This window comes from Thiohalocapsa sp. ML1, from assembly GCF_001469165.1.
GTDB lineage: Bacteria > Pseudomonadota > Gammaproteobacteria > Chromatiales > Chromatiaceae > Thiohalocapsa.
On record NZ_JABX01000010.1, the window covers coordinates 75,009 to 97,114 of the forward strand.

Below are 22,106 nucleotides of genomic sequence, written 5' to 3' on the forward strand. Positions count from 1 at the left end.
GCTATGCGTCAACGGATTCAGCTTGCTGCCGAGGCTGCAGGCCGCCGGCCCGCAGCGGCGCGACCGGGTGCGGACCAGCGCGCCACGAAGCGGTGCTCAATGGGGCGATGCGCCGCCTCGATCCGCCGCAAGGCTGCCCAACACGTGCCCGGCCAGCGCCTCGCCGCTCAGCCAGGCGGCCTCGATGCGCGCGCCGGCGCACCAGTCGCCGCAGGCGCCGAGGCCGAGCGCGGCATCCCACAGGCAGCCGTCGGCGAGCGGCGTCGTGCAGAACGAGAAGCGCCAGCGCTGCGCCTGCGACCAGCCGAGCGCCGGCAGCGTGCCGCCGGCGAGATCGGCGAAGGCCGCGAGCAGGGCGTCCATGACGGGTGCGGGCTCTGCTTCGAGCCACGCGCGGCTGAAGTCCGCGGCGCCGTGCAGCACCCAGACCTCGCCCGGCCCGGCGCCGGTCCGCCCGGGCTTAGACGTGTTGCGCGCCACCCAGCCGAGCGGCCCGCCGTTGACGAAGAGCCCGTCCCGGGGCAGGTCCACCGGCCCGTCGAAGCCGGCCAACACCGTCCAGCAGGGCGCGTAGTCGACGCCCGCGGCCCGCGCCGCCAGCGCCGGCGCCGCTGCAAGCAAGTCGACCGCCTGTGGCGCCGGTGCCGCGATGAGCACGCGGTCGAAGCGGCCGAGCTCGGCGCCGGTGTCGTCCCGCAGCAGCCACGCGTCGCCCGCGCGCTCCGGCGCCGCGACGCGGATGCCGAGGCGCAGGTCGAGCCCGTCCGCCAGCATGCGCCCGAGCGTACTCATGCCGGGCACGCCGACGAAACGCGCGTCGTCGTCGCCGGCGCGGCGCATGCCCCCGTCCTCCACCGCGCCGAAACGGCCTGCCCAAGGCGCGACGACGCCGCGGCGCACCCAACTCTCGACGCGGCGCCGAAAGCGCGGATCGCGGGCCGTGAAGTACTGCGCGCCGTGGTCGATGGCGATCTCGCGGCCGGCGTGCTCGATGCGGCGCGTCGCCGCCCGCCCGCCGCGACCGCGGGACTTCTCGAACAGCGTCACGACATGGTTCTGATCCGCCAGCGTGCGCGCCGCCGCGAGCCCGGCGACGCCGGCACCGACGACGGCGATGCGAAGTCGCGTGCCCGCCGCGGGTGCACTGACCCGAGCTGCGTATGTGTCGACGTGCAGCCGCCGGGCATGATCCGCGGTGGGGCGGATGCGCAGCGTGCCGGTCACCGGGCGCTCCGGCGGAAAGGGCCGGTCGAACAGCCCGAGCGCCCACAGCAGGCCGCCGTAGGAGTTGGGGTCCGAGCCGTCGAGGGCGTGTCGGTGGTTGAGGTCGATGAGCTCGGCCAGCGCCCGCTCCGGCGACTCGGTCCAGTGTGGGATGGCCTTCGCCCAGGTCATGCGCAGATTGTTGTGCAGCTCGCCGTGCACGAGGAGCGAGCGCTGCGCGAGGTCCCAGAGCCGGTCGTCGGACTGCGCGCGGGCGAGGGATTCCGAGTCCAGCGCCCGCTCGCGCGGGTCTTGCGCGTGGGCGGCCAGGGTATCGCGCGCCCAGCGCGGCAGGGCCTCCCAGGCCTCCGGGTCCGCGGTGTGGAAGCACCAGTTGTGCGCGAGCTCGCGCCAGATGAGCAGCTCATCCAAGAACTTCTCGGCGCCCTCGCCGCCCGCGGCGGCGGCCTCGCGGGCGATGCGCAGCGGCGATACCTGGCCGTGATGCACATAGGGCGAGAGCCGGCTCACGCCGCGCGGCCAGGCCTCGGCGGCATCGTTGCGGAGTCTGTGGTACTGCGCGAGCCCATCGGACCGAAAGGCATCCCAGCGCGCATAGCCGGCCCGCGAGCCGCCACGGGTGTGCGGCACCGGCGGCAGGCTGTGGTCGATGTCGCAGCGGGCGCAGAGCTCGGCGATGTTCGCATCGGCAAGCTCGGCGGGCGTGAACGCCAGCTCGCCCGCATAGGGCTCCGCCGCCGCGACACAGACGGGCCAGGGTCGCGGCACGCGCTCGGCGTAGGCGCGCGCGTGCGCGGGGCGAAATTCGAAGGCGCGCTCGAAGCGCTTGCCGTGCAGTCGCATGGGCAGCACGCAGGCGCAGTCCACACGCCAGACCGGGGCCTTGACGCGCGCGGCCAGCCGCTCGGTCCAGGCCGGAAAGGGCGGTGCCGGAAAGTCCTCGGTGACGACGAGCGCGGCACGCGCGGCGAGCACCGGCAGCGGCGATGGCGCGGCGGGGTCCGCCGGCAGATGGAAGACGGCGCGGATGCCCTGCCCGGCAAGCTCGGCATGGGCATCCCGGGCACCTTCCAGGATGAAGGCATGGTGGCGGTCGGCATTGAACCGATGCCGCCCGGCGAGCCCCTGATAGACCAGTAGCGGCAGGCCGAGCGCCAGAGCGGCGTGGCGGGCCGCATCCAGCGCGGGGTTCTCGTGGCCGCGCACGGCATGGTGCATCCAGTACAAGACCAGCTCGCCGCGTGGCGCCGGCGGCCGGTCCGGGATCGGGCGCAGCCGCTCGGCCAGGTGCTCCGGCAGCGCGGTGAATGCTGGTCCGATGGGATCGGCGCTCATGTCGGCTCCTGGGTCGGCCTGCGCCTTGCGGCGGATCGTGCGGATGCTGGCGGCGGCTTGTGCGGTGCTGGCAGCGGATTATGCAGGTGCGGGCGGCGGATTATGCAGGTGCTGGCGGCGGATTATGCAGGTGCTGGCGGCGGATTATGCAGGTGCTGGCGGCGGATTATGCAGGTGCTGGCGGCGCCTGGGCGAGCCGGTGACAATGCGGTCGTCGGCCGCGGATGTCAGCACGGCCATGTCGGCCGCTGCGCCCTGGCGTGGACAGAGAAAAGTGGTCTCAAACCGAGGTATGCCCGACAAGCGGGCTCGACACCGCGCCGGCACAGACTGGGATCGCCGGCTTTCAGCCGGCTTCGCGTGCCGGGGGCTCGATGCCCCCGGCGCGCGATCTGCGGCGTGGGAGCCGGGCGGTTGCCCATGCCGCGCCGCGGGGCGGACGACTGCCCATGTGGCCTCTTATCGGCTCAGACGCTGCCGACGCGGCATCGAGCCGCGCCGGCGCCGAGCCGGCTGGAAAGCCGGCGCTCCCAGTCAGCCGCGTCGGCGCCGAGCCGGCTGGAAAGCCGGCGCTCCCAGTCAGCCGCGCCGGCGCCGAGCCGGCTGGAAAGCCGGCGCTCCCGGTCAGCCGCGCCGGCGCCGAGCCGGCTGGAAAGCCGGCGCTCCCAGTCAGCCGCGTCGGCGCCGAGCCGGCTGGAAAGCCGGCGCTCCCAGTCAGCCGCGTCGGCGCCGAGCCGGCTGCTCGGCCCTCGGCCCTTTTGCCTGCCAGCGCCGTCTGGTCGTGAAACTTGACTCATCTGCAAACATTCGGCGCCCCCAAGCAACCTAGTGGCGATCGAGATCGGGATCGGGATCGAAACTCGCCCCCTAACGGCACTTGGCTCCAGCGGCGGCAAAGTGCGAAACCCTTATGTCGTGCCGATATCGCTCACCGTCGATAGCGATAGCCCAACGTTGGGCTCCGCTGCCACGAGTGTACCGGTTATTCTTGAATCTTCGCTCAGCCTCGCCAGCCATTCGGAGCCTTGCATGGACATCCCCCGCAGCCTGACGCAGCGGTTCGCGGCCCAGATAGGCCCGCTCTCGACCCGCGCCGCAGCCAGCGGCCTCGTCGGCGACCGCCTGGCATGGGCGGTGCTGGGCATCGCCGGACTGGTGAGCGCCATTTTGCTTACCTTGCCGGCCGTGATGCCGGGGCTGCATGCGGTGCTGTGGCTGCTGCCGGCAGTCCTGTTGCTGCGGGCGCTGGCGAGCGCCGTTGCCGAGGTCCAAGCGCGCGAGCACCCGGCGCTGCCGGCAGCGGACCCGGCGCTCGGCGCCGTCCTCGATGCCGCCACCGACCTCGCGCTGTACCTGCCGCTTGCGTTCTACCCCGGTGTGGCTGCCACGCCGGTGGTACTCCTGGCGGTGCTCGGCCTGCTCGCGGACATCGCCGGGCTCGCACCGCTGCTGCGCGGTGCCGAGCGCCACAGGGGAGGTCCCATGGGCACGCCGGACCGTGCGCTGGTGTTCGGCATCGCCGGGGTCATTCTCGCGGTCGATCCGCACACCGCGTCGTGGCTGCCGTGGCTGTTGTTGCCCGCCGCGGGACTCGCCATCGCGACGGTGGTGCAGCGGCTGCGTACGGTTGTTTAGTCCATGCTGATCGCTATCGAAATCCAAAAACCAAAGGGCCGAGGGCCGAGGACCGAGGGGGCTCCCTCGGCCCTCGGCCCTCAGCCCTCAGCCCTCAGCCCTCAGCCCTCAGCCCTCAGCCCTCAGCAGAGCCTTCTCGACCAGAATTGAAGGGGCAACGTTCGTATCCGCCCAGGCCGCCGACGCGGCGGCTGAACCGGCAGCATCGGTGAATTCCTGACGCCGACACCCCTTGCTGCGCGCGTCCTGGTTCAGCCCGGGCCCGCCTCGGGTTAGACTGCCCGGCTTTGGCAGCGGCCTGCTGAGGGCTGCTGCGTGCCCGCCTGGGGGCCGGGCTCATCAGATCGGCCCCGGGTCGTGGCGGTGCGAGTAAGCAACGGCGCCAATGCTTGGGTTCCGGCCTGGCGATAACCCGACCGACCATAGCCCGTGCACCGCTGCCGCAGCACGGAGCGCAAGCTCCCTCCAACTAGGGCGCCCGACACAATCCCGGGAATGAGGAGAAGTCAACGGATGCCTCTGCATCGAACCCTGCTGGGCGCAGGCCTCTGCCTCGCCTTCGCGCTCCCCGCCAGCGGCGCCACCGAGCGCAACTGCGAATTCACCGACGCGGAGCGCAAGACGACCGAGCGTGCCGAGGCCGCCGTGCAGGCGGCGCTGCCGGAGTTGCTCCGCCGCCATGGCGTGCCGGGCGCGTCCGTGGCGCTGATCGCCGACGGCCATCCGCGCTGGACCGCGGGCTACGGCTGGGCGGTGCCGGAGAAGCGCATCCCGTTCTCGCCGGACACGATGTTTCAGGTGGGCTCCATGACCCTGCCCATCACTGCCTGGGCGCTGCTGCACCTGGTGGAGCGCGGCCAGATCAAGCTTGATGCGCCGGTGTCGCAGTACCTCAAGGGCCGAGACCTGCCCGAGTCGCCCTTCGACGTCGCGGCGGTCACTCCCGCCCGGGTGCTGAGCCACACCGCGGGGCTGTCGATCCCGCGCTATGAGGGCTTTGGACCGAAGCAGACGCTGCAGACGCTGAATCAGTCCCTGCGCGGCGCACTGGACGCGGGCGATGTGCCGGTCGCCATCGTCGCGCCGCCGGGCGCAGGCTTCGCCTTTTCCGCGGGCGGCTATGCCCTTGCCGAGCTGATGGTGCGACAAACCGCCAACGAACAGTTCTCAAAGTTGGCGAACCGGCAGATCCTGCGCCGGCTGGACATGTTCCGCTCCAGCCTGCCGGACCGCCCGGACCCCTCGCCGCCGCTCGCCGTCACCTACGATGACGCGGGCAACCCGGCACCGGCACGCAGCTTCTCGGCCCTGGGCGCCGCGGGGCTCCAGACCACGGTGGCGGATTACGCGCGCTTCGTCGCCGCGATGCTGCCCGGCCCCTGCGGGGAGGCCATGGGCCGCGGTGCCGTCGGCCCGGGTCTCGTCCAACTGTCCCGTGAGCCGCAGCCGAACAGCGACAACGACCTGCTGTTTGCGGGCTCGCGCTACGGGCTGGGCGTCGCGCTGAGGGCCCTCCCCGACAGCGGCAACACGCTCGTCTACCATCCGGGCGACAACCCACCGAACTGGCGCGGGCTCTTCGCAGCGGTGCCGGAGCGCCAGTCCGGCATTGTCGTGCTCACCAGCGCCGCCGGCGGCGAGGCGCTGCGCCTGGAGCTGCTATGCACCTGGATCGAGGCCCTCGGCGAGACACCGCCGGCGGAATGCCCGGCGGTGGGGCCGGCACAGCAGCCAGAGTCGGAGCCCTCACCGGAGCGGGCCGACATGGCGCAAGAGGCCGACTAGATTGAAGGCGAACGGGCCGAGGGCCAAGGACGACCTCCTCGGCCCTCGGCCCTCGTCCCTCATGTCGCGCCTTCTAGGGCAGCAGCGCCTTCACCGCCTCCCCCACTAGCACGGCGCCGCCCACCGACAGCAGCGTGCCGATGAGCACGTACTCGGCGAACTCGCGCCGGTCCAGCTCGCGAAAGCGTGCGAAGCTCTTCGCTGCCAGGATGAGGCCGATGGCCGCGTACTGGCCCTGCAGCACGAAGACATAGACCAGCAGCCGCTCCAGCACGCCGATGAAGCGTCCGGCGTTGTACTCGCGCAGATCCAGGCGCTGCGGCGGCGCGCCGGGCCGAAGCGGCGGCAGGATCAGCTCAGTGTCCGTCGGCGCGCCGCCACCGTCGCGCGCGTACGGCACCACGCGGATGAGCTGGAGAATGAGGCGGATCAGCAGGTTCGACTCGTGCATGACCAGTAGCGCGCCGATCAGCACGGTCAGCACCACCGGCACGCTCCCGCTGCCGGCGGCGAGCGGCGCGGGGAGCAGGAAGTACCGCCCGAGCCAGTCCGCCAGCAGCGGCCAGAGCGGGTTCGGCGCCACTGCCTGCGCCGGTGCGAAGCTGAAGCCCGCACCGAGCAAGATCAGGAACAGCACCGCGAGCCGGTAACCGCCGGCACGCCCGGGTTCCCGGTGCTCCAGCCAGGCACCGGCGAGGTTGGCCGTGACGACGAGCAGCACGAGTGGCAGCATGCGCACGCTTGGGGCGACGGCGAGCAGCGCCGCGGCCTGCACACCAGCGAGCATCACTGCCTGGCGCCGCGTCAGCGGGGCATCGCGCAGGATCAGCGCGAAGCGGCTCGCGAGCACGAACAGCAGAAACCACAGGAACGACGGCATGCCGGAGGCCCTGGCCGCTCAGGGCCGGTCAGCGGCGCCCAGGCGCTCGTCGAGCAGCGCCTCGACCGCGTGCAGGAAGCCCGCGAGCGCATACAGATCCGCGCTGCGGGCGGTCTTGTAGAGCGTCTGCTCGGTGCGGTCCAGGCGTGTGGCGATGTCGGCAATGGGCTCGGCACCGACGAGTCCCGCCGCCAGCGCCAGCCGACTGCCGCGGCTGCCGGCGAGGCGGCCGAAGGCGAGCGCGAGACCCTGGTTCACCAGCTCCACCGCGACACCATCGAGGCCCTCCACCCGGCAGCGGCCGTCGCTGTGCTTGAGCCCCTCGACGCCGGCGCGGGCCAGGTGAAAGGCGCTGCCATCCATGCCGATGGCACGCTCGTGGTCGATGCCGGTGGCGATGTCGCCGAGCCCGAGCGCAAAGCGCAGTTGCACCGGCTGCAAGTCGGCGGCGATCTGGAGCAGATCCCGGAACACGCCCTGCGCGCGCGCCGGCACCGCCTGGAACTCATCCCCCAGCGTCAAGGTGTAGGGCGACAGCAGGGCCTGCGGCCTGTGCTCTGCGTTGCGTGCCGCGAGGCTCGCCTGGAGCGCGCGCTGCACCTCGGCACGATCGGGCAGCCCGCGAGAGGCGATCACATCGGCGATGACGACCAGGTGCGGCATCGAACGGGCGTCGCAGTCAACTAAACAGGTTGAATCTGGCAGAATTAAACCAAATTAGTTGAATCTTACGAATTTCAACCGAATTGGTTGCGCCTGCCCGACTCGAAGAACACTGCCGGAGCGGCCCGGCGACAGACCGCAGCGCGCTAGCTGCGCCGCGCGCCGACGTGCGTCCGCCTCAGCCGCGCCCGCCGCTGTCCGGCAGGACGATGTTGAGCTCCAGGATCTCCTGGGTCTCGTCCTGCTCGTAGTTCACGGACACGGCATCCATGTCCACCTCGACGTACTTGCGGATGACGGCGAGGATCTCCTGCTGCAGCTTCGGCAGGTAGGACGGACGGTTGCGAAAGGCGCGGTCGTGCGCCACCAGGATCTGCAGCCGCTCCTTGGCAAGGGACGCAGAGCCGGCCTTTTTGCGGCTGGCACGAAAGACATCGAGTAGACCCACGGCTCACCCCCCGAAGAATCGGCTGAAGATGCCCTTGCGCTCCGCCTCCACGAACCGCATGGGCAGATCCTCGCCGAGGTAGCGCGAGACCATGTCGTTGTAGGCCTTGCCGGCGCTGGACTCGATGTCCAGCACAACCGGAATGCCGGCGTTGGAGGCGTTCAGCACCGCGGGCGACTCGGGGATCACGCCGATGAGGTTTAGCGACAGGATCTCCTGCACGTCCTGCACGCTCAGCATCTCGCCGCGTTCCACGCGCTGCGGTGAGTAGCGCGTCAGCAGCAGGTGCTCCTTGATGGGCTCCTCGCCCGTCTCGGCCCGCCGGGACTTGCTCGCGAGAATGCCGAGCATGCGATCGGAGTCGCGCACCGACGACACCTCCGGGTTGGTGACGACCACCGCATCGTCGGCGAAGTACATGGCCATGGTTGCGCCATGCTCAATGCCCGCCGGCGAGTCGCAGACGATGTAGTCGTAGCCCTTGCCCAGCTCCTCGAGCACCTTGCCGACGCCCTCCTGCGTCAGCGCTTCCTTGTCGCGGGTCTGCGACGCCGGCAGCACGTACAGGCTGTCGCAGCGCTTGTCGCGGATCAGCGCCTGGTTCAGGTTCGCCTCACCGTTGATGACGTTGACAAAGTCATACACGACGCGTCGCTCACAGCCCATGATCAGGTCCAGGTTGCGCAAGCCCACGTCGAAGTCGATAACGGCGGTGCGATGCCCACGCTGTGCCAGGCCCATGGCCATGGCGGCGGCCGTCGTGGTCTTGCCGACCCCGCCCTTGCCGGAGGTGATGACAATGATTCTGGCCAAAGACGTCTCTCCCAATGCTTGCTTCTGATCGATCCTGGAGCGGCGCGCCCGGGACACTGACCGGGCAGCGGCGACGACCGGGCGGGCCACCGCCGCAAGCGGCTTGGCGCACCGCGACACCCGTACGAGCGCTGACTAGACTCCTTGACGGCGCAAAGCGCGTGTGCGTCAAGTTTTACAACGACTCAGCCGATGGGCTCGATGCGCAGCACCTCGTGGTCTAAGAAGACCTGCACGGTGCGGCCCTTGAGATCGGCCGGGATGTTTTCGCTGACCCGATAATGCCCGGCCACGGACACCAGCTCGGCGTGCAGCTCCCGGCAGAAGATGCGCGCACCCGTGTCCCCCCGCAGACCGGCAATGACGCGCCCGCGCAGGGCGCCGTAAACATGGATGTTCCCATCCGCCATCAGCTCGGCACCGGAGCTCACCGGGCCGACGATGGTGAGATCGCCGCCCGGCGCATACAGCCGTTGGCCCGAGCGCACCGGCCGATCCACGAGCATCGACGTGCTCGCCACGGACGGCTCGCCCCGGGCCGCCTGCGGCGGCGCCTCGACGGCCACGTCTTCCGCTGACCGCTCCGGCGGGGCCTGGCGCGCACCGCGGGTGTGGTCGCCCAGGATCGCAAGCTCCATCGCGCGTGCGGCCTCGTTTTGCGCGGCACCGCCGCCGCGCACGCCGACCGGGATCATGCCCAGGCCGCGCAGCAGCCCCACGAGCCGCGGAAACGCCACCGCATCGGCGTCCCGGGCCAGTGCGCCCAGATCGATGACGATGGGCGTATTGCGAAAGAAGCCGGGCGCTTGGTCCACCTTCGGCGCCAACTGCGACTCGACGGCGTCCATGTCGTGCCCCAGCAGCCGGATCACCGGCAGCGTGAAGCTCGACGCCTTGAGCTCAAAGGCAGGCTCCGCGGCTGCGGCACCGGCGCGTTGGGGAGAGGATTGCACAGCCATCGGCGGGCGGGTCAGCTCCTGAGGGTCGAGTCCTTAAACCAGAGGCGCCGGTCGGCCCGGCGCGGATCGCGGCATGCTACCCGTTGCCGCGCAAACCTGAAAGCCGCGACAGCAAGTGGAGCGCATCCGCGGGAGGCGGATGTCGGGGTTCGGCGTCCCTCGTGTGCGGAGCACCGCGCGCCGGCGCTGCCGCGCGCGAGCCCGTCCAGTACCCGGCATCAGCCCGGCGGCCATTGCAGCGGGCGCCCGCCGAGCAGGTGCACGTGCAGGTGGAACACGGTCTGGCCGCCGTCGGCGTTGCAGTTGATGACGGTCCGGTAGCCGTCCTCGGCAAAGCCCAGTTGCTCCGCCACCTTCGCCGCGGCGAGGAACAACCGGCCGATGAGCGCCGCGTCCTCCACAACCGCATGGTTCAGGGTCGGGATGGGCTTGCGCGGGATCACCAGCACATGGGTCGGTGCCTGCGGGTGGAGGTCGCGGAAGGCGACCACGTCGTCGTCTTCGTAGACGATGTCGGCAGGGATCTCACCGCGTGCGATCTTGCCGAAAATCGTGTCCTCGGCCATGGGAGGTCCTCCTCAAAGGGCGTCATTGCAGAACAGTCAGATGCCGGTGCGCCCGGCGAAGGCATGCGCGAGCGTGCCGCCGTCGACCAGCTCAAGCTCCCCGCCCAGCGGCACCCCGTGGGCGATGCGGGTCAGCCGGACGTCGCTGCCCTCCGCGAGCTCGCTGATGTAATGGGCCGTGGCGCTGCCTTCCACCGTCGGGCTGATGGCGAGGATCACCTCGCGCACCGTGCCCGCGTGCAGGCGCTCACGCAGCGATTCCATGCCCAACTCCTCCGGCCCGATGCCGTCGAGCGGCGACAGCCGCCCGCCGAGCACGAAGTAGCGCCCGCGGTAGTCCGTGGCCTGCTCGATGGCGGCGATGTCCGACGGCTGCTCGACAATGCAGAGCAGGGACGCATCCCGGGCCGGGCTCGCGCAGAGCGTGCAGACCTCGCGCTCGGTGAAGGTGCGGCAGTCGCGGCAGTTGCCGATGCGGGCCATGGCGTCGGCGAGCACGCGCGCTAGGTGACGGCCCGCGTCGCGGTCGTGCTGGAGCAGGTAGAACACCATCCGCTGCGCGGACTTCGGGCCGACGCCCGGCAGGCAGCGCAGGGCCTCCACCAGCGCCGGCAGGAGCCCGCTGTCGGAGCCGGACGGATGCATGGTCCCTCCCGGGCGGCTCGGCTCAGAACGGCAGCTTGAAGCCGGGCGGCAGCGGCAGCCCGGCGGTGATGCCGGCCATGTGCTCCTTCGTGCGCTCGCCGACGCGGCGCACCGCGTCGTTCGCGGCGGCGGCGATCAGGTCTTCGAGCATCTCCTTGTCGTCGCTCATCAGCGACGGATCGATACTGACCAGCTTCACCTCGTGCCGACAGGTCATGGTCACCTGCACCATGCCGCCGCCGGACTCGCCGGTGACCTCCTCCTTGGCGAGCTGCTCCTGCGCGGCCTTGAGATCTTCCTGCATCTTCTGCGCCTGCTTCAGCATGCCGCCCAATGCGCCTTTCATTGCATCACCTCTCGGGTTGAACATCGGTGGCGTGCCGCGGCCGTGCCGCACTGAACGCCGGATCAGCGGATTTTGACACGATCGGCAGGCCCCGGCTGGAGCCGACCGCACCGGCAGCCCCGCGCCGCCTCAAGCGAGCGGCCGAATGCTCCCCGGCACCCAGTCCGCGCCCAAGCGGCGCTTGAGCTCTGCCGCCACCGGGTCTTGCGCCATGGTCACCTCGGCCGCGGTGACGCGCGCCGCCGCCTGGCGGGCCTCGCGGCCGGCGGGCGTCTCGGCGAGCCCGGCCGGCTGCGCGAGCGCGACCGCCGCCGACGCCGGGACGCTGTCGATGCAAAGCGCCACCTCGCGGCCGAGCGCGGCGGCCAGCGCGGCGCCGAGCCGCTGCTCGGCCCCGGCGACGCGCAGGTTGCCCAAAGACGGCGCCAGCGCCAGGCGCAGCGTGCGCCCGTCCCAGTCCACCAGCGCGCAGTGCGCCGCGAGCTGGCGCGCGATGCCCTCAAGCGGCAGCGTGCCGACCAGCCGATGCCAGTCCTCGGCGTCGGCGAGGGGCCCGGCGAAGGCAGGTGCAGCCGCGGGCGGTTGCGCTGCACTGCGCGGTGCCGGTGTTGGCGTTGGTTGCGCCGCGGCGGCGCCGGGCAACGGCGCTTGCGCCCGCGCCCCGGCGGGTGGGGACGCGCCGCCGGTCGGCACGGCTGCGGCCGGCGCCGCACTTGCCGAGGGCACCGGCGGCGCCGCGCTCCGCCGCGGTCCGCCGCCGGCAGGCCCGTCCGCCGGCCGGAAGGCGAGCGCCCGCAGCAGCACCATCTCGAAGCCGGTGCGCTGATCCGGCGCCAGCGGCAGGTCGCGCTGTCCGGTGAGCAGGATCTGGTAGAAGAGCTGCACGTCCTCCACCGGCAGGTCCGCCGCCAGGTGGCGCAGGGCTGCGGACTCGGGGTCGTCCTCGACCACCGTCTCCGGCACCTGCTGCGCCAGCGCGATGCGATGCAGCAGCGTGATGAGCTCCGCCAGCACCATCGCGAAGTCCGGCGTCAGCTCGGCCAGGCGGTCTACCTCGGCGAGCAGGGCCTTGCCGTCGCCGGCGCCCAGCGCCGCCACCAGCGCCGGCACGAGATCGCCCATGTGGGTGCCGAGCATGCGGCGGACGTCCTCCGCCGCGAGCGTACCGGCGCCGAAGGCAATGGCCTGATCCAACAGGCTCAGCCCGTCGCGCATGCTGCCGTCCGCGGCCCGGGCGAGGAGCGCCAGCGACGGCTCGTCGAAGCCGACGCCCTCCGCCTCCAGCACCAGCCGGAAGCGCTCGCGGATCTGCTCCGGCAGCAGGCGCTTCAGATGGAATTGCAGGCAACGCGAGAGCACCGTCGCCGGCAGCTTCTGCGGGTCCGTCGTGGCGAGCACGAATTTCACGTGCGGCGGCGGCTCCTCCAGCGTCTTCAGCAAGGCGTTGAAGCTGCTATTGGAGAACATGTGCACCTCGTCGATGAGGTACACCTTGAAGCGGCCGCGCACCGGCGCGAAGGGCACGTTGTCCAGGAGATCGCGGGTCTGCTCCACCTTGGTGCGCGACGCCGCGTCCACCTCGATCAGGTCCACGAAGCGGCCGTTGTCGATCTCGGTGCAGGCCGAGCAGGTGCCGCAGGGGGTGGGCGTGGGACCGTCGCTCTGCTCGCAGTTGAGCGTCTTGGCGAGGATGCGCGCGAGCGTCGTCTTGCCGACGCCGCGGGTGCCGGTGAAGAGATAGGCGTGGTGGAGCTGCCCGCGCTTTAGGCCGTTGGTCAGGGCCTGCACGACATGGCCCTGCCCCACCAGGTCGGCGAAGGCGCGCGGGCGCCACTTGCGGGCAAGCACCTCGTAGGTCATCTGCGACGGGTCGGAAGGGCGTCTGTCGGCGTCATGCCGGGAGTGTACCGCAGCGGCCCGGGGCCGAAGGTGTTGCGGCGGCCCGGCGGCTGCCGCGCTGCAAACCTACGACCCGCGAAACTGGGCGGCGAGCCCCGCCAGCCACACCCCGGCACACACTGCCACCGCTGCGGCTGCTCCCTTCCGGGCCTGACCGGGTTCACGGTTTCGCGTTGCGGGGGGACCGGCGGTGCCCACCATTGACTGGTTGCCGCGCGAACCATGCCGCGCGAAGCCCGTCACAGTAGCAAAGCCCGTCAACCCGAACAAGCCGGAGCGAAAGGCCCCACCGACGTTGCCCGACTCGGGGCGAGCCCAGCGGCGCCATCCCTTAGAATCCAAGCGATTCGACAAGCCACTAGAGTCAAGTTTCACGAAGACACAGCGCTTGCAGGCAAAAGGGCCGAGGGCCGAGGGCCAAGGGAGCCCTCCTCGGCCCTCGGCCCTCGGCCCCCGGCTCGCCTGCGGAGCCGAAGATTGCGCAATAAGGCTCCTCGCCCTGGTCGCTCTGAGGCTCTGCCTCGCTAGAATGGACGGCATGTCTTGCCACAGCGACCACCCCATGCCCAGGCCAGCCGACCGCGCTGCGTTGTCGATCGGCGCAGCGCGCCTTCTTTTTCCGGCACTCGCCCTGTTGCTGTGCGCAAGCGCCGCGGCACAGGAGGCCGGCGCAAACCCGCCCGCGGCCGGCGACGCCGGGCTGACGGACCAGGCGCTGGAGCTCTGGCAGCGCTCCGCCGAGCAGGCCGGCACGCTGTGGGAACGCTCCCGCGACACCGCCGGCGACTGGTGGCAGCGCTCCCGCGGCGCCTGGGACGGCGCGCGCGATGCGCTGACGCCCGCGGCGCCGGACGCCTTCGGCCAGGTCTGGACGAACGTGGTGCCGAAGCTGGAGGAGACCGTCGCGCTGGAAGAAGTCCAGCGCGACCTGCCCGAGAAGGCCTGGTTCCGCCGTGATCAGGCCGATGTGCAGGCGGACATCGACGATCTGCTCGACGCCTCCGTGGCGATCCTGTCCGCGTCGCCGGTGCAGCAGTACCGCGAGCAGATCCGCGCGCTGGAGACCTCCATCCGGGACGCCCGTGCGGCCATCGACCAGTACCGCAAGGCGCGGGTCGCGGCCCCCGAGAAGTCCCTGGTGGAGCGCACCGTCGCCGACTACGACCGGCTCATCAGCGAGCGCGAGCGGGCCATCGCGCGGGCGCAGTCGGAGCTCCGCGCCATCAAGCAGCGCTTCGCGGCGGAGCTGCGCGGGATGGGGCTGGAACTGTCCGACGAGCAACTGGAGTTTCTGCTCTCCACCGTGGTCGGCGACAACATCGTGGATCTCGGCATCGTCTTCGACAACGTCAAGGCGATCACCGCCCAGCTTGAAGCACTGATGCGCGAGACCGGCGAGGACCTCGACAGCGCCCGGCGCTACTACGGCATGTACCTGGTGCTGCTGCGGGCGCTGAACCGCATGCACCTCGATGTCGAGCAGGCCATCGACGAGCGCTATGTGCCGCAGATCAACGACATCGCCGAGCGCGCCCGGGCGCTGTCGGCAGAGACCCGCGAGCTCAAGCGCCGGCACCCCGAGAAGGCCGAGATTCTCGACGCCAACCTCGCCGCCCAACAGCTCACCGTCGAGGCGGCCGAGGTCTACCGCCGTTATCTCAAGGAACAGGGCGGCCAAGTCGCCCAGGCCCGCGCCGCGTTGCAGGAGGACATCGCCACCGCCTGGAACACCTACGAGACCGTGCGCGTCTCCGGCGAGCTGGTGGACCTGGTGCAGTCGAGCCAAAAGCTCCTGGACGGCCTGCTGCGGCGCCAGGTGCCGGCGCTGCGGCCCTTCCAGAACCTCGAAATGCAGCGCGAGCTGTCCAAGCTCACCGAGCAGTTGCGCGCCGCGGAAGGCTGACGAGCCAAGCCCCTTACACGAGCATTCGAGCCATGTACCACCCCGTCATCGGCCGCTGCTGGCACTGCGGCGCGGATCTCACGGACCTCGACTACGCCCGCGAGGCCACCTGCCCCAGTTGCCGCAAGGCCACGCACTGCTGCCGCAACTGCCGCTGGTACGCCCGCGGGCGCCCGAACGACTGCGCCGAGCCCATCGCGGAGGCGGTGTCCGACAAGGAGCGGTCCAACTTCTGCGGCTACTTCGAGGCGTCCTTTCCGAAGGACGCCGGCAGCGCACCGACGGACGCCGATGCGGTTCGCCGCGCCGCCGAGGACCTATTCAAGTCCTGAGCGAGATCGACGCTGGGGACGAGTCGCAACCCTATCGTCATTGTCTTTGTCCGCTTTACGACAACGCCCGCCGCGGTGCCCGTCGGCGTCCGCTGCCCCCGGGCTTGCACCACACCGATCCCGGCCGGCCCCGGCGCGAGCAAAACCGAAAAGACTCAGGGGGTTGGCCTCGCCCTTCCCCGCCAGCCGCGAGCGCACGGCCGTCGGCAGACCCGTGGGCGCCGCTTGGCGCAGCTCTTGCTGAGCAGCTCTTGCTAAGTAGCCCCGATCGCCGACGCGCATGCGCGATCGGTATGGCGCCCGCATGGGCTTGATGGACGCAACGGTGACAGCATGGCTCAGATCGGCATCTTCTTCGGCACCGACTCCGGTACCACCCGGCTCATCGCGAAGAAGATCGCGAAGAGCATCAAGGCGCGGCAGGGCGAGGGCGTCGCCGCGAAGCCGATGAACGTGAACCGCGCAACGGCGGCGGACCTGCTCGCCTATCGAGCGCTGATCCTGGGCACGCCGACCTACGGCGAGGGCGTGCTGCCGGGGCGCGACAACGGCACCGACGAGGCCGCCTGGATGGAGTTTCTGCCGCAGCTCGCGGGGCAGGACTTCTCGGGCCGGCGCGTCGCGCTGTTCGGCCTGGGCGACCAGGAAAAGTACCCGACCCATTTCTGCGACGCGCTGATGGACCTCTACAAGCTCTTCGGCGACGCCGGTGCCGCGCTGATCGGCGGCATGGCCACGGACGGCTTCGAGTTTCGGCGCTCCCGCGCCGTGCAGGATGGCCGCTTCGTCGGGCTCGCGCTCGATCAGCACCTGCAGCACCAGCTCACCGACGAGCGCATCGAGGCCTGGCTGGACGCCGTGCTGCCGCTGCTCCTGGAGGTCGCCACGGCACCGGAGGCGGAGAGCGCGTAACGCGTGGCGCGCCGGCCCGGCGCCGCGCTTGCTGCCGAACCGATGAACACCATCCTCGACTGGTCCGCCTACGCGGATGCCGGCCTAGGCGACGCCTACGCCGACATCCCGCGCCACGGCGGCAACTTCGCGAAGGCGGTCGCGAGCTGCATCAACAGCCGCCGCTGCGAGGCAACGGACGCCAAAGCCGTGATGTGCCCGAGCTACCGGGCCAGCCTGGAGCCCGCGCTCTCCACCGGCGGGCGCGTGCGACTGCTCAAGGCCGCGCTCAATGCCGAGCTGCCCGAGGCCGCGCTCGCCGCGCCGGACCTCGCCCGGGCCATGGACCTGTGCGTCGGCTGCAAGGGCTGCCAGCGCGAGTGCGAGAACAACGTCGACATGGCGCTGATCAAGACCGAGTACCTGGCACAGCGCGCAGCGCAGCACGGCCATGGGCTCCGCGCCCGGCTCTTCGCGGGGCTGCCGCGCTGGCTGCACCGCCACCGGGGGCTGACCCGGCGCCTCATTGCGGCGCGCAACCGCCATGGCTGGCTCGCGCGGCTCGGCCAGCGGTTGTTCGGCATCGCCGCCGGCGTACCGCTGCCGGAGCCGACGCCGACGCCCTTCCACGCGCCTTCGACGACAACGCCGCTGGCGCCCGCCGAGGCCGGCCGGCCGGAGATCGTGCTGCTCGTGGACTGCTTCGGCCGTCACTTCGAGCCCGAGATTCCCCGGGCCATGACCGCCGTGCTTGCGGCCGCCGGCTACCGGGTGCTCGTCGCCGAGCCCGCCGCGGACGACGCCGAGCCCCGGCGCCCGCTCTGCTGCGGTCGGACGTACCTGGCGCAGGGCATGGTCGAGCAGGCCGCCGCCGAGGCCCGGCGCCTGCTCGCGGCGCTCCTGCCCCACGCCCGCGCCGGGCGCTGGATCATCGGCGCGGAGCCCTCCTGCTTGCTCGGGCTACGGGACGAGTACCGCGCGCTGGGCCTCGGCGACGCCGCGCGGGAGGTCGCCGACAAGGCCTTGCTGCTGGAGGAATTCCTGGCCCGGGAGAGCATGGCCAAGCGGCTCGACCTGCCGCTCGGCGCACCGGCCGCGGCCGGCCGCGTGCTGGTCCACGGCCATTGCCACCAGAAGGCCGTCGGCGGCATGAAGCCGCTGCGTAAGGTGCTGAAGCTCGTGCCCGGCCTCGACTTCGCGCTGCTGGACGCGGGCTGTTGCGGCATGGCCGGCACCTTCGGCCTGGAGCGCGAGCACGCCGAGTTGTCCAGCCGCATGGCGGCACTGGAGCTGCTGCCGCAGCTTGCGGCGCAACCGGATGCGCGCGTGATTGCGAACGGCTTCTCCTGCCGAGCACAGATCCGCGCGCACTCCGCCCAGCAGCCGCGCCATCTGGCGCAGCTCCTCGCGGACGCGCTCGGCACGCCGGCGGGGAGATCAGCGACGGACGGGTGACGCGGGCAGCAGCGATGGCCGATACTTGCGGGCTTGAGCCAGACTGCCCGCCGCTCACCACCCGCACAGAATCAGACCCCTATCGGCCATGCAATGGGAAACCGTGATCGGGCTGGAGATCCACACCCAGCTCGCGACTGAATCGAAGATCTTCTCCGGCGCCGCCACGGCCTTCGGCGCGGCGCCCAACACCCAGGCCTGTGCGGTAGACCTCGGCCTGCCCGGCGTGCTGCCGGTGCTGAACCTGGGCGCCGTGCAGCGCGCGGTGCAGTTCGGCCGCGCCATCGGCGCCGAGATCGCACCGCGCTCGGTGTTCGCGCGCAAGAACTACTTCTATCCGGACCTGCCGAAGGGCTATCAGATCAGCCAGTACGAGCTGCCCATCGTCGGCCGCGGCAGCATCGAGATCGTGCTCGATGACGGCAGCGTGAAGCCCGTCGGCATCACCCGCGCGCATCTCGAAGAGGATGCCGGCAAGTCCCTGCACGAGGACGGCCGGTTGGGCGGCGGCGGCATGACCGGCATCGACCTCAACCGCGCCGGCACGCCGCTGCTCGAGATCGTCTCCGAGCCGGACCTGCGCTCGCCGGCGGAGGCCGTCGCCTACGCCCGCAAGATCCACCAGTTGGTGCGCTGGATCGGCATCAGCGACGGCAACATGCAGGAGGGCTCCTTCCGCGTCGATGCCAACATCTCGCTCCGCCCCATGGGCGAGCACAAGCTCGGCACCCGCGCCGAGATCAAGAACATCAACTCCTTCCGCTTCCTGCAGAAGGCGCTGGAGCTGGAGATCGCGCGCCAGACCGAGATCTTGGAGGACGGTGGCAAGATCATCCAGGAGACGCGCCTGTACGACGCCGACAAGGACGAGACCCGCTCCATGCGCAGCAAGGAAGAGGCGAACGATTACCGCTACTTCCCGGACCCTGACCTGCTGCCCGTGGAGCTCGACAACGCCTTCATCGACGCCGCCACCGCCGACCTGCCGGAGCTGCCGGACCCGATGCGCCACCGCTTCATGGGGCAGTACGGCCTGAACGAGTACGACGCGGCGCTGCTGACCGCAAGCCTTGGCCTGGCCGGCTACTTCGAGCACGTCACCGCGCGTTGCGGCGACGCCAAGCTGGTGGCCAACTGGATCACCGGCACGCTGGCGGCGGCGCTGAACAAGGCGGACCTGGACATCGCGGACAGCCCGGTCTCGGCGGAGCAGCTCGCGGGGCTGATCGCGCGCATCCAGGACGACACCATCTCCGGCAAGATCGCCAAACAGGTCTTCGACGCCATGTGGGCCGGCGACGGCGACGCGGATCAGGTTATCGAAGCGAAGGGCCTCAAGCAGATCACCGACTCCGGCGCCATCGAGGCCACCATCGACGCCATCATCGCGGCGAATCCGGGCCAGGTGGAGCAGTACCGCGCCGGCAAAGACAAGCTATTCGGCTTTTTCGTCGGCCAGGTCATGAAGCAGACCGGGGGCAAGGCGAATCCGCAGCAGGTGAATGCGCTGTTGAAGGAGAAGCTGCGGGGGTGACGCGGGGGATTGGCCCTGGCGCGAGCCGATGACGGAGCAGACACCGAGCCGCGAGCCGGTCGTGGACGGCCGCGCCCCGTCGGCGCCAACCCGGACCGACTCGGCTCGAAACCCGCGGCGGGCGCTGCCGACGATGCTCGTCTCCGCTCTGTTCGCGGTGCTCGCAGCCATCGGCCTGCTGCGCCGCTTCGAGTACCAGATCCCGCAATGGCTCGCCGAGACGCCGCCGCAGGCCGAGTCGGTGCTGGTGGTCAAGTCCGAGCGGCGGCTGTACCTGATCCGCGACGGCGAGCCATACCGAAGCTGGCGGGTGGCCCTAGGCGGCAACCCCATCGGCCACAAGCAGCGCGAAGGGGATCTGCGCACGCCGGAGGGCGAGTACGTCTTGGACTGGCGCAACCCCGGCAGTTGCTGCTACCGCTCCCTGCACGTCTCCTACCCGGACGCAGCAGACTTCGCCGCCGCCGGCGCGCGCGGCGACGACCCGGGCGGGCTCATCATGATCCACGGCCAGGTCAACGGCTGGGGCTGGCTCGGCTGGCTGATGCAGTACCGCGACCACACCCACGGCTGCATCGCCGTGCGCAACGTGCCGATGGAGGTCATCTGGCGGGCCGTGGATGACGGAACGCCGATCGAGATCCGACCCTGATGCCCGAGCCGCGCGAGCCATCCATTCGTTGTCGTTGTCGTTGTCGTTGTCGTAATCGTCCATCGAACCGCGCACGATGCCGACAACGACAACGACAACGACAACGACGCGAGAATAGTCTTGCGGTCCGCCAGACGCGTGCACCGCCGCAACGCCAGCAGCCCCGATCCGGCGACATGCGCCCGCGCGAATCCACGCTGCGACAGTGAACCGAATACGCTAGACTCCGGCCAATGCCCAATCCGCCCACATTGGCCATGCCCCGCCATGCAGCCCGACTACCGCGTCGCCGACCACGCAGGCAATCCTGCAACGCTCTACGACACCGACATCATCGCCTGGGCCAACCGGCAAGCCGCGCTGCTGCGTGCCGGGCGCTTCACTGAGCTGGACATTGAGCACGTCGCCGACGAGATCGAGGACGTGGCCCGAAGCGAGCAGCGCGAGCTCGGCAGCCGCATGGCCGTGCTGCTGGCGCATCTCATCAAGTGGCGGCACCAACCCGAGCGGCGCGGCCGGAGCTGGCAGCTCACCATCCGCAACCAGCGCCACGGCATCGAACGGCGACTTGCGCGAACCCCAAGCCTGAAGCACAGCCTGTGCGACCCGGACTGGTGGGCAGACGCCTGGGCCGACGCCTTCGGCCTGGCGTTCAAAGAGACGGGGCTCGATGACCTCCCCGAGTCCTGCCCCTGGCCGACCGAGCAGATCCTAAACCCCGACTGGCTGCCGGACTGACCCACGGCGCGGCGCCGCGCGCCGCGTCGCATCCGCGACAAGCGCCCGTCGGCGGCTGTCGCAAAGCCCGCAGCGACGCCGCCCAGGCCCGCCCCAACCGGCTGATGACAAAAGCATCTACAGCTCTGGCCCGGGTTTTGCTTTAGCCATCTGCAACACCTCCGTGGAGCACGGCCGATGCAGATCCCGGGCAACCCCGCCAGCCGCACGCCGGCGACCGTCACCATCAACGACACCACGCTGCGCGACGGCGAGCAGTCCGCCGGCGTCGCCTTTTCGCTGGAAGAAAAGCTCGCCATCGCCCGCGGGCTCGACGCGCTCGGCGTGCCGGAGCTGGAAGTCGGCATCCCGGCCATGGGCGACGACGAGCGCGACGCCATCCGTGCCACCGCGGCGCTTGGGCTCAACGCGCGGCTCATGGTCTGGGCGCGCATGCTGCCGGCGGACATCGCGCTGTGCCGGGGCCTGGGCGTGCACACGGTGGACCTGTCCATGCCGGTGTCGGATCAGCAGATCGCGCGCAAGCTCGGCCGCGACCGCCCCTGGGTGCTCGCGCAGATCGCGCGGCTGGTGCCGACGGCGCTAGACCTCGGGCTCGGCGTCTGCGTCGGCATGGAGGACGCATCCCGCGCCGACCCCGTGTTTCTGCGCCAGGTGGCCCAGGCCGCGCAGGCCGCCGGTGCGCGGCGGGTGCGCTTCGCGGACACCGTCGGCCTGCTCGACCCCTTCGCCACCTGCGAGCGCATCGCGGACCTGCGCGCCGCCTGCGATTGCGAGATCGAGATGCACGCCCACGACGATCTCGGACTCGCCACCGCCAACACCCTCGCCGCCGTGCGCGGCGGCGCAACGCACGTGAACACCACCGTCCACGGCTTGGGCGAGCGCGCCGGCAACGCCGCGCTGGAAGAGGTCGTCATGGGCCTCAAGCACCTGCACCACGTCGCCACCGGCGTGGACCTCACCCGCTTCGAGGCGCTGTCCAAGCTCGTCGCCACGGCCTCCGGCCACCCCGTCGCCTGGCATAAGAGCCTGGTCGGCGACGGTGCCTTCACCCACGAGGCGGGTATCCACGTGGACGGCCTGCTGAAGGACCCGCGCAACTACCAGGGCATCGACCCCGCCGAGGTCGGCCGCCGGCACCGCATGGTGCTCGGCAAGCACTCCGGGCGCCATGCCGTGCAGATGGCCTACGCCGAAGCGCTCGCGACGACCATCGACGACGCCCAGGCCGAGCAGTTGCTGCCGCTGGTGCGCCGCTTCGTCACCGCCACCAAGCACGCGCCGGAGGGCGCGGACCTGCGCCGGTTCCTGGACGAGCTCGGCGGCGCTCGGGCCGCTGTGCCCGCGAGCGTGCTGCCGCTGCTGGCGGACGTCGCCTGAACCCGGCCTGAACCCGGACC

Annotated in this window: 21 protein-coding genes and 1 other RNA gene; 10 read left to right on the top strand and 12 right to left on the bottom strand. The window is 70.9% G+C overall.

What is annotated here, in order from left to right; all coding sequences use genetic code 11:
• Window positions 1-96: 96 nt before the first annotated feature.
• Both ML01_RS30135 and ML01_RS28500 read right to left on the bottom strand, forming a co-directional pair.
• On the bottom strand, window positions 97-2,559 hold the full coding sequence (locus tag ML01_RS30135) for an NAD(P)-binding protein (protein ID WP_216819140.1): 2,463 nt from the start codon (window positions 2,557-2,559) through the stop codon (window positions 97-99).
• A 467-nt stretch (window positions 2,560-3,026) separates the two neighbouring features.
• Complete coding sequence (locus ML01_RS28500; protein ID WP_156427609.1) at window positions 3,027-3,356, bottom strand: hypothetical protein; 330 nt, start codon at window positions 3,354-3,356, stop codon at window positions 3,027-3,029.
• Between the two features lie 232 nt (window positions 3,357-3,588).
• On the opposite strand from ML01_RS28500, the gene ML01_RS08340 reads away from it, so the two are divergent.
• A complete protein-coding gene (locus tag ML01_RS08340; RefSeq protein WP_058554940.1) occupies window positions 3,589-4,194 on the top strand; it encodes a hypothetical protein in 606 nt (201 codons plus the stop codon).
• A gap of 513 nt (window positions 4,195-4,707) precedes the next feature.
• Window positions 4,708-5,979 (top strand): serine hydrolase, encoded by a 1,272-nt coding sequence (locus tag ML01_RS08345; RefSeq protein ID WP_058554941.1) that lies wholly within the window; start codon window positions 4,708-4,710, stop codon window positions 5,977-5,979.
• Window positions 5,980-6,052: 73 nt separating this feature from the next.
• On the opposite strand, the gene ML01_RS08350 is transcribed toward ML01_RS08345, so the two are convergent.
• The 10 genes from ML01_RS08350 to ffs form a co-directional block, all read right to left on the bottom strand.
• A complete protein-coding gene (locus tag ML01_RS08350) occupies window positions 6,053-6,859 on the bottom strand; it encodes a hypothetical protein (RefSeq protein WP_058554942.1) in 807 nt (268 codons plus the stop codon).
• An 18-nt stretch (window positions 6,860-6,877) separates the two neighbouring features.
• A complete protein-coding gene (locus tag ML01_RS08355) occupies window positions 6,878-7,522 on the bottom strand; it encodes a SatD family protein (RefSeq protein WP_058554943.1) in 645 nt (214 codons plus the stop codon).
• A 178-nt stretch (window positions 7,523-7,700) separates the two neighbouring features.
• Window positions 7,701-7,970 carry a cell division topological specificity factor MinE gene (gene minE / locus ML01_RS08360; protein ID WP_058554944.1) on the bottom strand — a complete coding sequence of 90 codons (270 nt, stop codon included), beginning with the start codon at window positions 7,968-7,970 and terminating at the stop codon, window positions 7,701-7,703.
• Window positions 7,971-7,973: 3 nt separating this feature from the next.
• The gene (minD, locus tag ML01_RS08365) at window positions 7,974-8,783 is read right to left on the bottom strand and encodes a septum site-determining protein MinD (protein WP_058554945.1); all 810 of its coding nucleotides are present in this window, start codon (window positions 8,781-8,783) and stop codon (window positions 7,974-7,976) included.
• 185 nt (window positions 8,784-8,968) lie between these two features.
• Window positions 8,969-9,742 (bottom strand): septum site-determining protein MinC, encoded by a 774-nt coding sequence (minC, locus tag ML01_RS08370; protein WP_058554946.1) that lies wholly within the window; start codon window positions 9,740-9,742, stop codon window positions 8,969-8,971.
• 218 nt (window positions 9,743-9,960) lie between these two features.
• Complete coding sequence (locus tag ML01_RS08375) at window positions 9,961-10,308, bottom strand: histidine triad nucleotide-binding protein (protein WP_058554947.1); 348 nt, start codon at window positions 10,306-10,308, stop codon at window positions 9,961-9,963.
• Window positions 10,309-10,344: 36 nt separating this feature from the next.
• Entirely contained in the window at window positions 10,345-10,953 is a 609-nt protein-coding gene (recR, locus tag ML01_RS08380; RefSeq protein ID WP_058554948.1) for a recombination mediator RecR, read from the bottom strand.
• Between the two features lie 22 nt (window positions 10,954-10,975).
• Window positions 10,976-11,299, bottom strand: a complete 324-nt coding sequence (locus ML01_RS08385; RefSeq protein WP_058554949.1) for a YbaB/EbfC family nucleoid-associated protein — start codon at window positions 11,297-11,299, stop codon at window positions 10,976-10,978.
• A 129-nt stretch (window positions 11,300-11,428) separates the two neighbouring features.
• A complete protein-coding gene (dnaX, locus tag ML01_RS08390; protein ID WP_058554950.1) occupies window positions 11,429-13,159 on the bottom strand; it encodes a DNA polymerase III subunit gamma/tau in 1,731 nt (576 codons plus the stop codon).
• 132 nt (window positions 13,160-13,291) lie between these two features.
• Window positions 13,292-13,388: signal recognition particle sRNA small type (gene ffs, locus ML01_RS27045), an RNA gene on the bottom strand.
• A gap of 372 nt (window positions 13,389-13,760) precedes the next feature.
• Between ffs and ML01_RS08395 the strand changes: the two genes are divergently transcribed.
• The 8 genes from ML01_RS08395 to nifV all read left to right on the top strand — a co-directional run bounded on the left by ML01_RS08395 (window position 13,761) and on the right by nifV (window position 22,086).
• Window positions 13,761-15,101 carry a hypothetical protein gene (locus tag ML01_RS08395; RefSeq protein ID WP_254045176.1) on the top strand — a complete coding sequence of 447 codons (1,341 nt, stop codon included), beginning with the start codon at window positions 13,761-13,763 and terminating at the stop codon, window positions 15,099-15,101.
• A gap of 32 nt (window positions 15,102-15,133) precedes the next feature.
• Window positions 15,134-15,433 carry a hypothetical protein gene (locus tag ML01_RS08400; protein WP_058554952.1) on the top strand — a complete coding sequence of 100 codons (300 nt, stop codon included), beginning with the start codon at window positions 15,134-15,136 and terminating at the stop codon, window positions 15,431-15,433.
• 333 nt (window positions 15,434-15,766) lie between these two features.
• Complete coding sequence (locus tag ML01_RS08405; RefSeq protein WP_058554953.1) at window positions 15,767-16,345, top strand: flavodoxin; 579 nt, start codon at window positions 15,767-15,769, stop codon at window positions 16,343-16,345.
• A 42-nt stretch (window positions 16,346-16,387) separates the two neighbouring features.
• On the top strand, window positions 16,388-17,779 hold the full coding sequence (locus tag ML01_RS08410; RefSeq protein ID WP_058555027.1) for a (Fe-S)-binding protein: 1,392 nt from the start codon (window positions 16,388-16,390) through the stop codon (window positions 17,777-17,779).
• A gap of 88 nt (window positions 17,780-17,867) precedes the next feature.
• Entirely contained in the window at window positions 17,868-19,313 is a 1,446-nt protein-coding gene (gene gatB / locus ML01_RS08415; protein WP_058554954.1) for an Asp-tRNA(Asn)/Glu-tRNA(Gln) amidotransferase subunit GatB, read from the top strand.
• Between the two features lie 133 nt (window positions 19,314-19,446).
• Complete coding sequence (locus tag ML01_RS08420; protein WP_058555028.1) at window positions 19,447-19,965, top strand: murein L,D-transpeptidase family protein; 519 nt, start codon at window positions 19,447-19,449, stop codon at window positions 19,963-19,965.
• A gap of 267 nt (window positions 19,966-20,232) precedes the next feature.
• Complete coding sequence (locus ML01_RS08425) at window positions 20,233-20,703, top strand: DUF29 domain-containing protein (RefSeq protein ID WP_058554955.1); 471 nt, start codon at window positions 20,233-20,235, stop codon at window positions 20,701-20,703.
• Window positions 20,704-20,880: 177 nt separating this feature from the next.
• Complete coding sequence (nifV, locus tag ML01_RS08430) at window positions 20,881-22,086, top strand: homocitrate synthase (protein WP_058554956.1); 1,206 nt, start codon at window positions 20,881-20,883, stop codon at window positions 22,084-22,086.
• Window positions 22,087-22,106 lie beyond the last annotated feature (20 nt).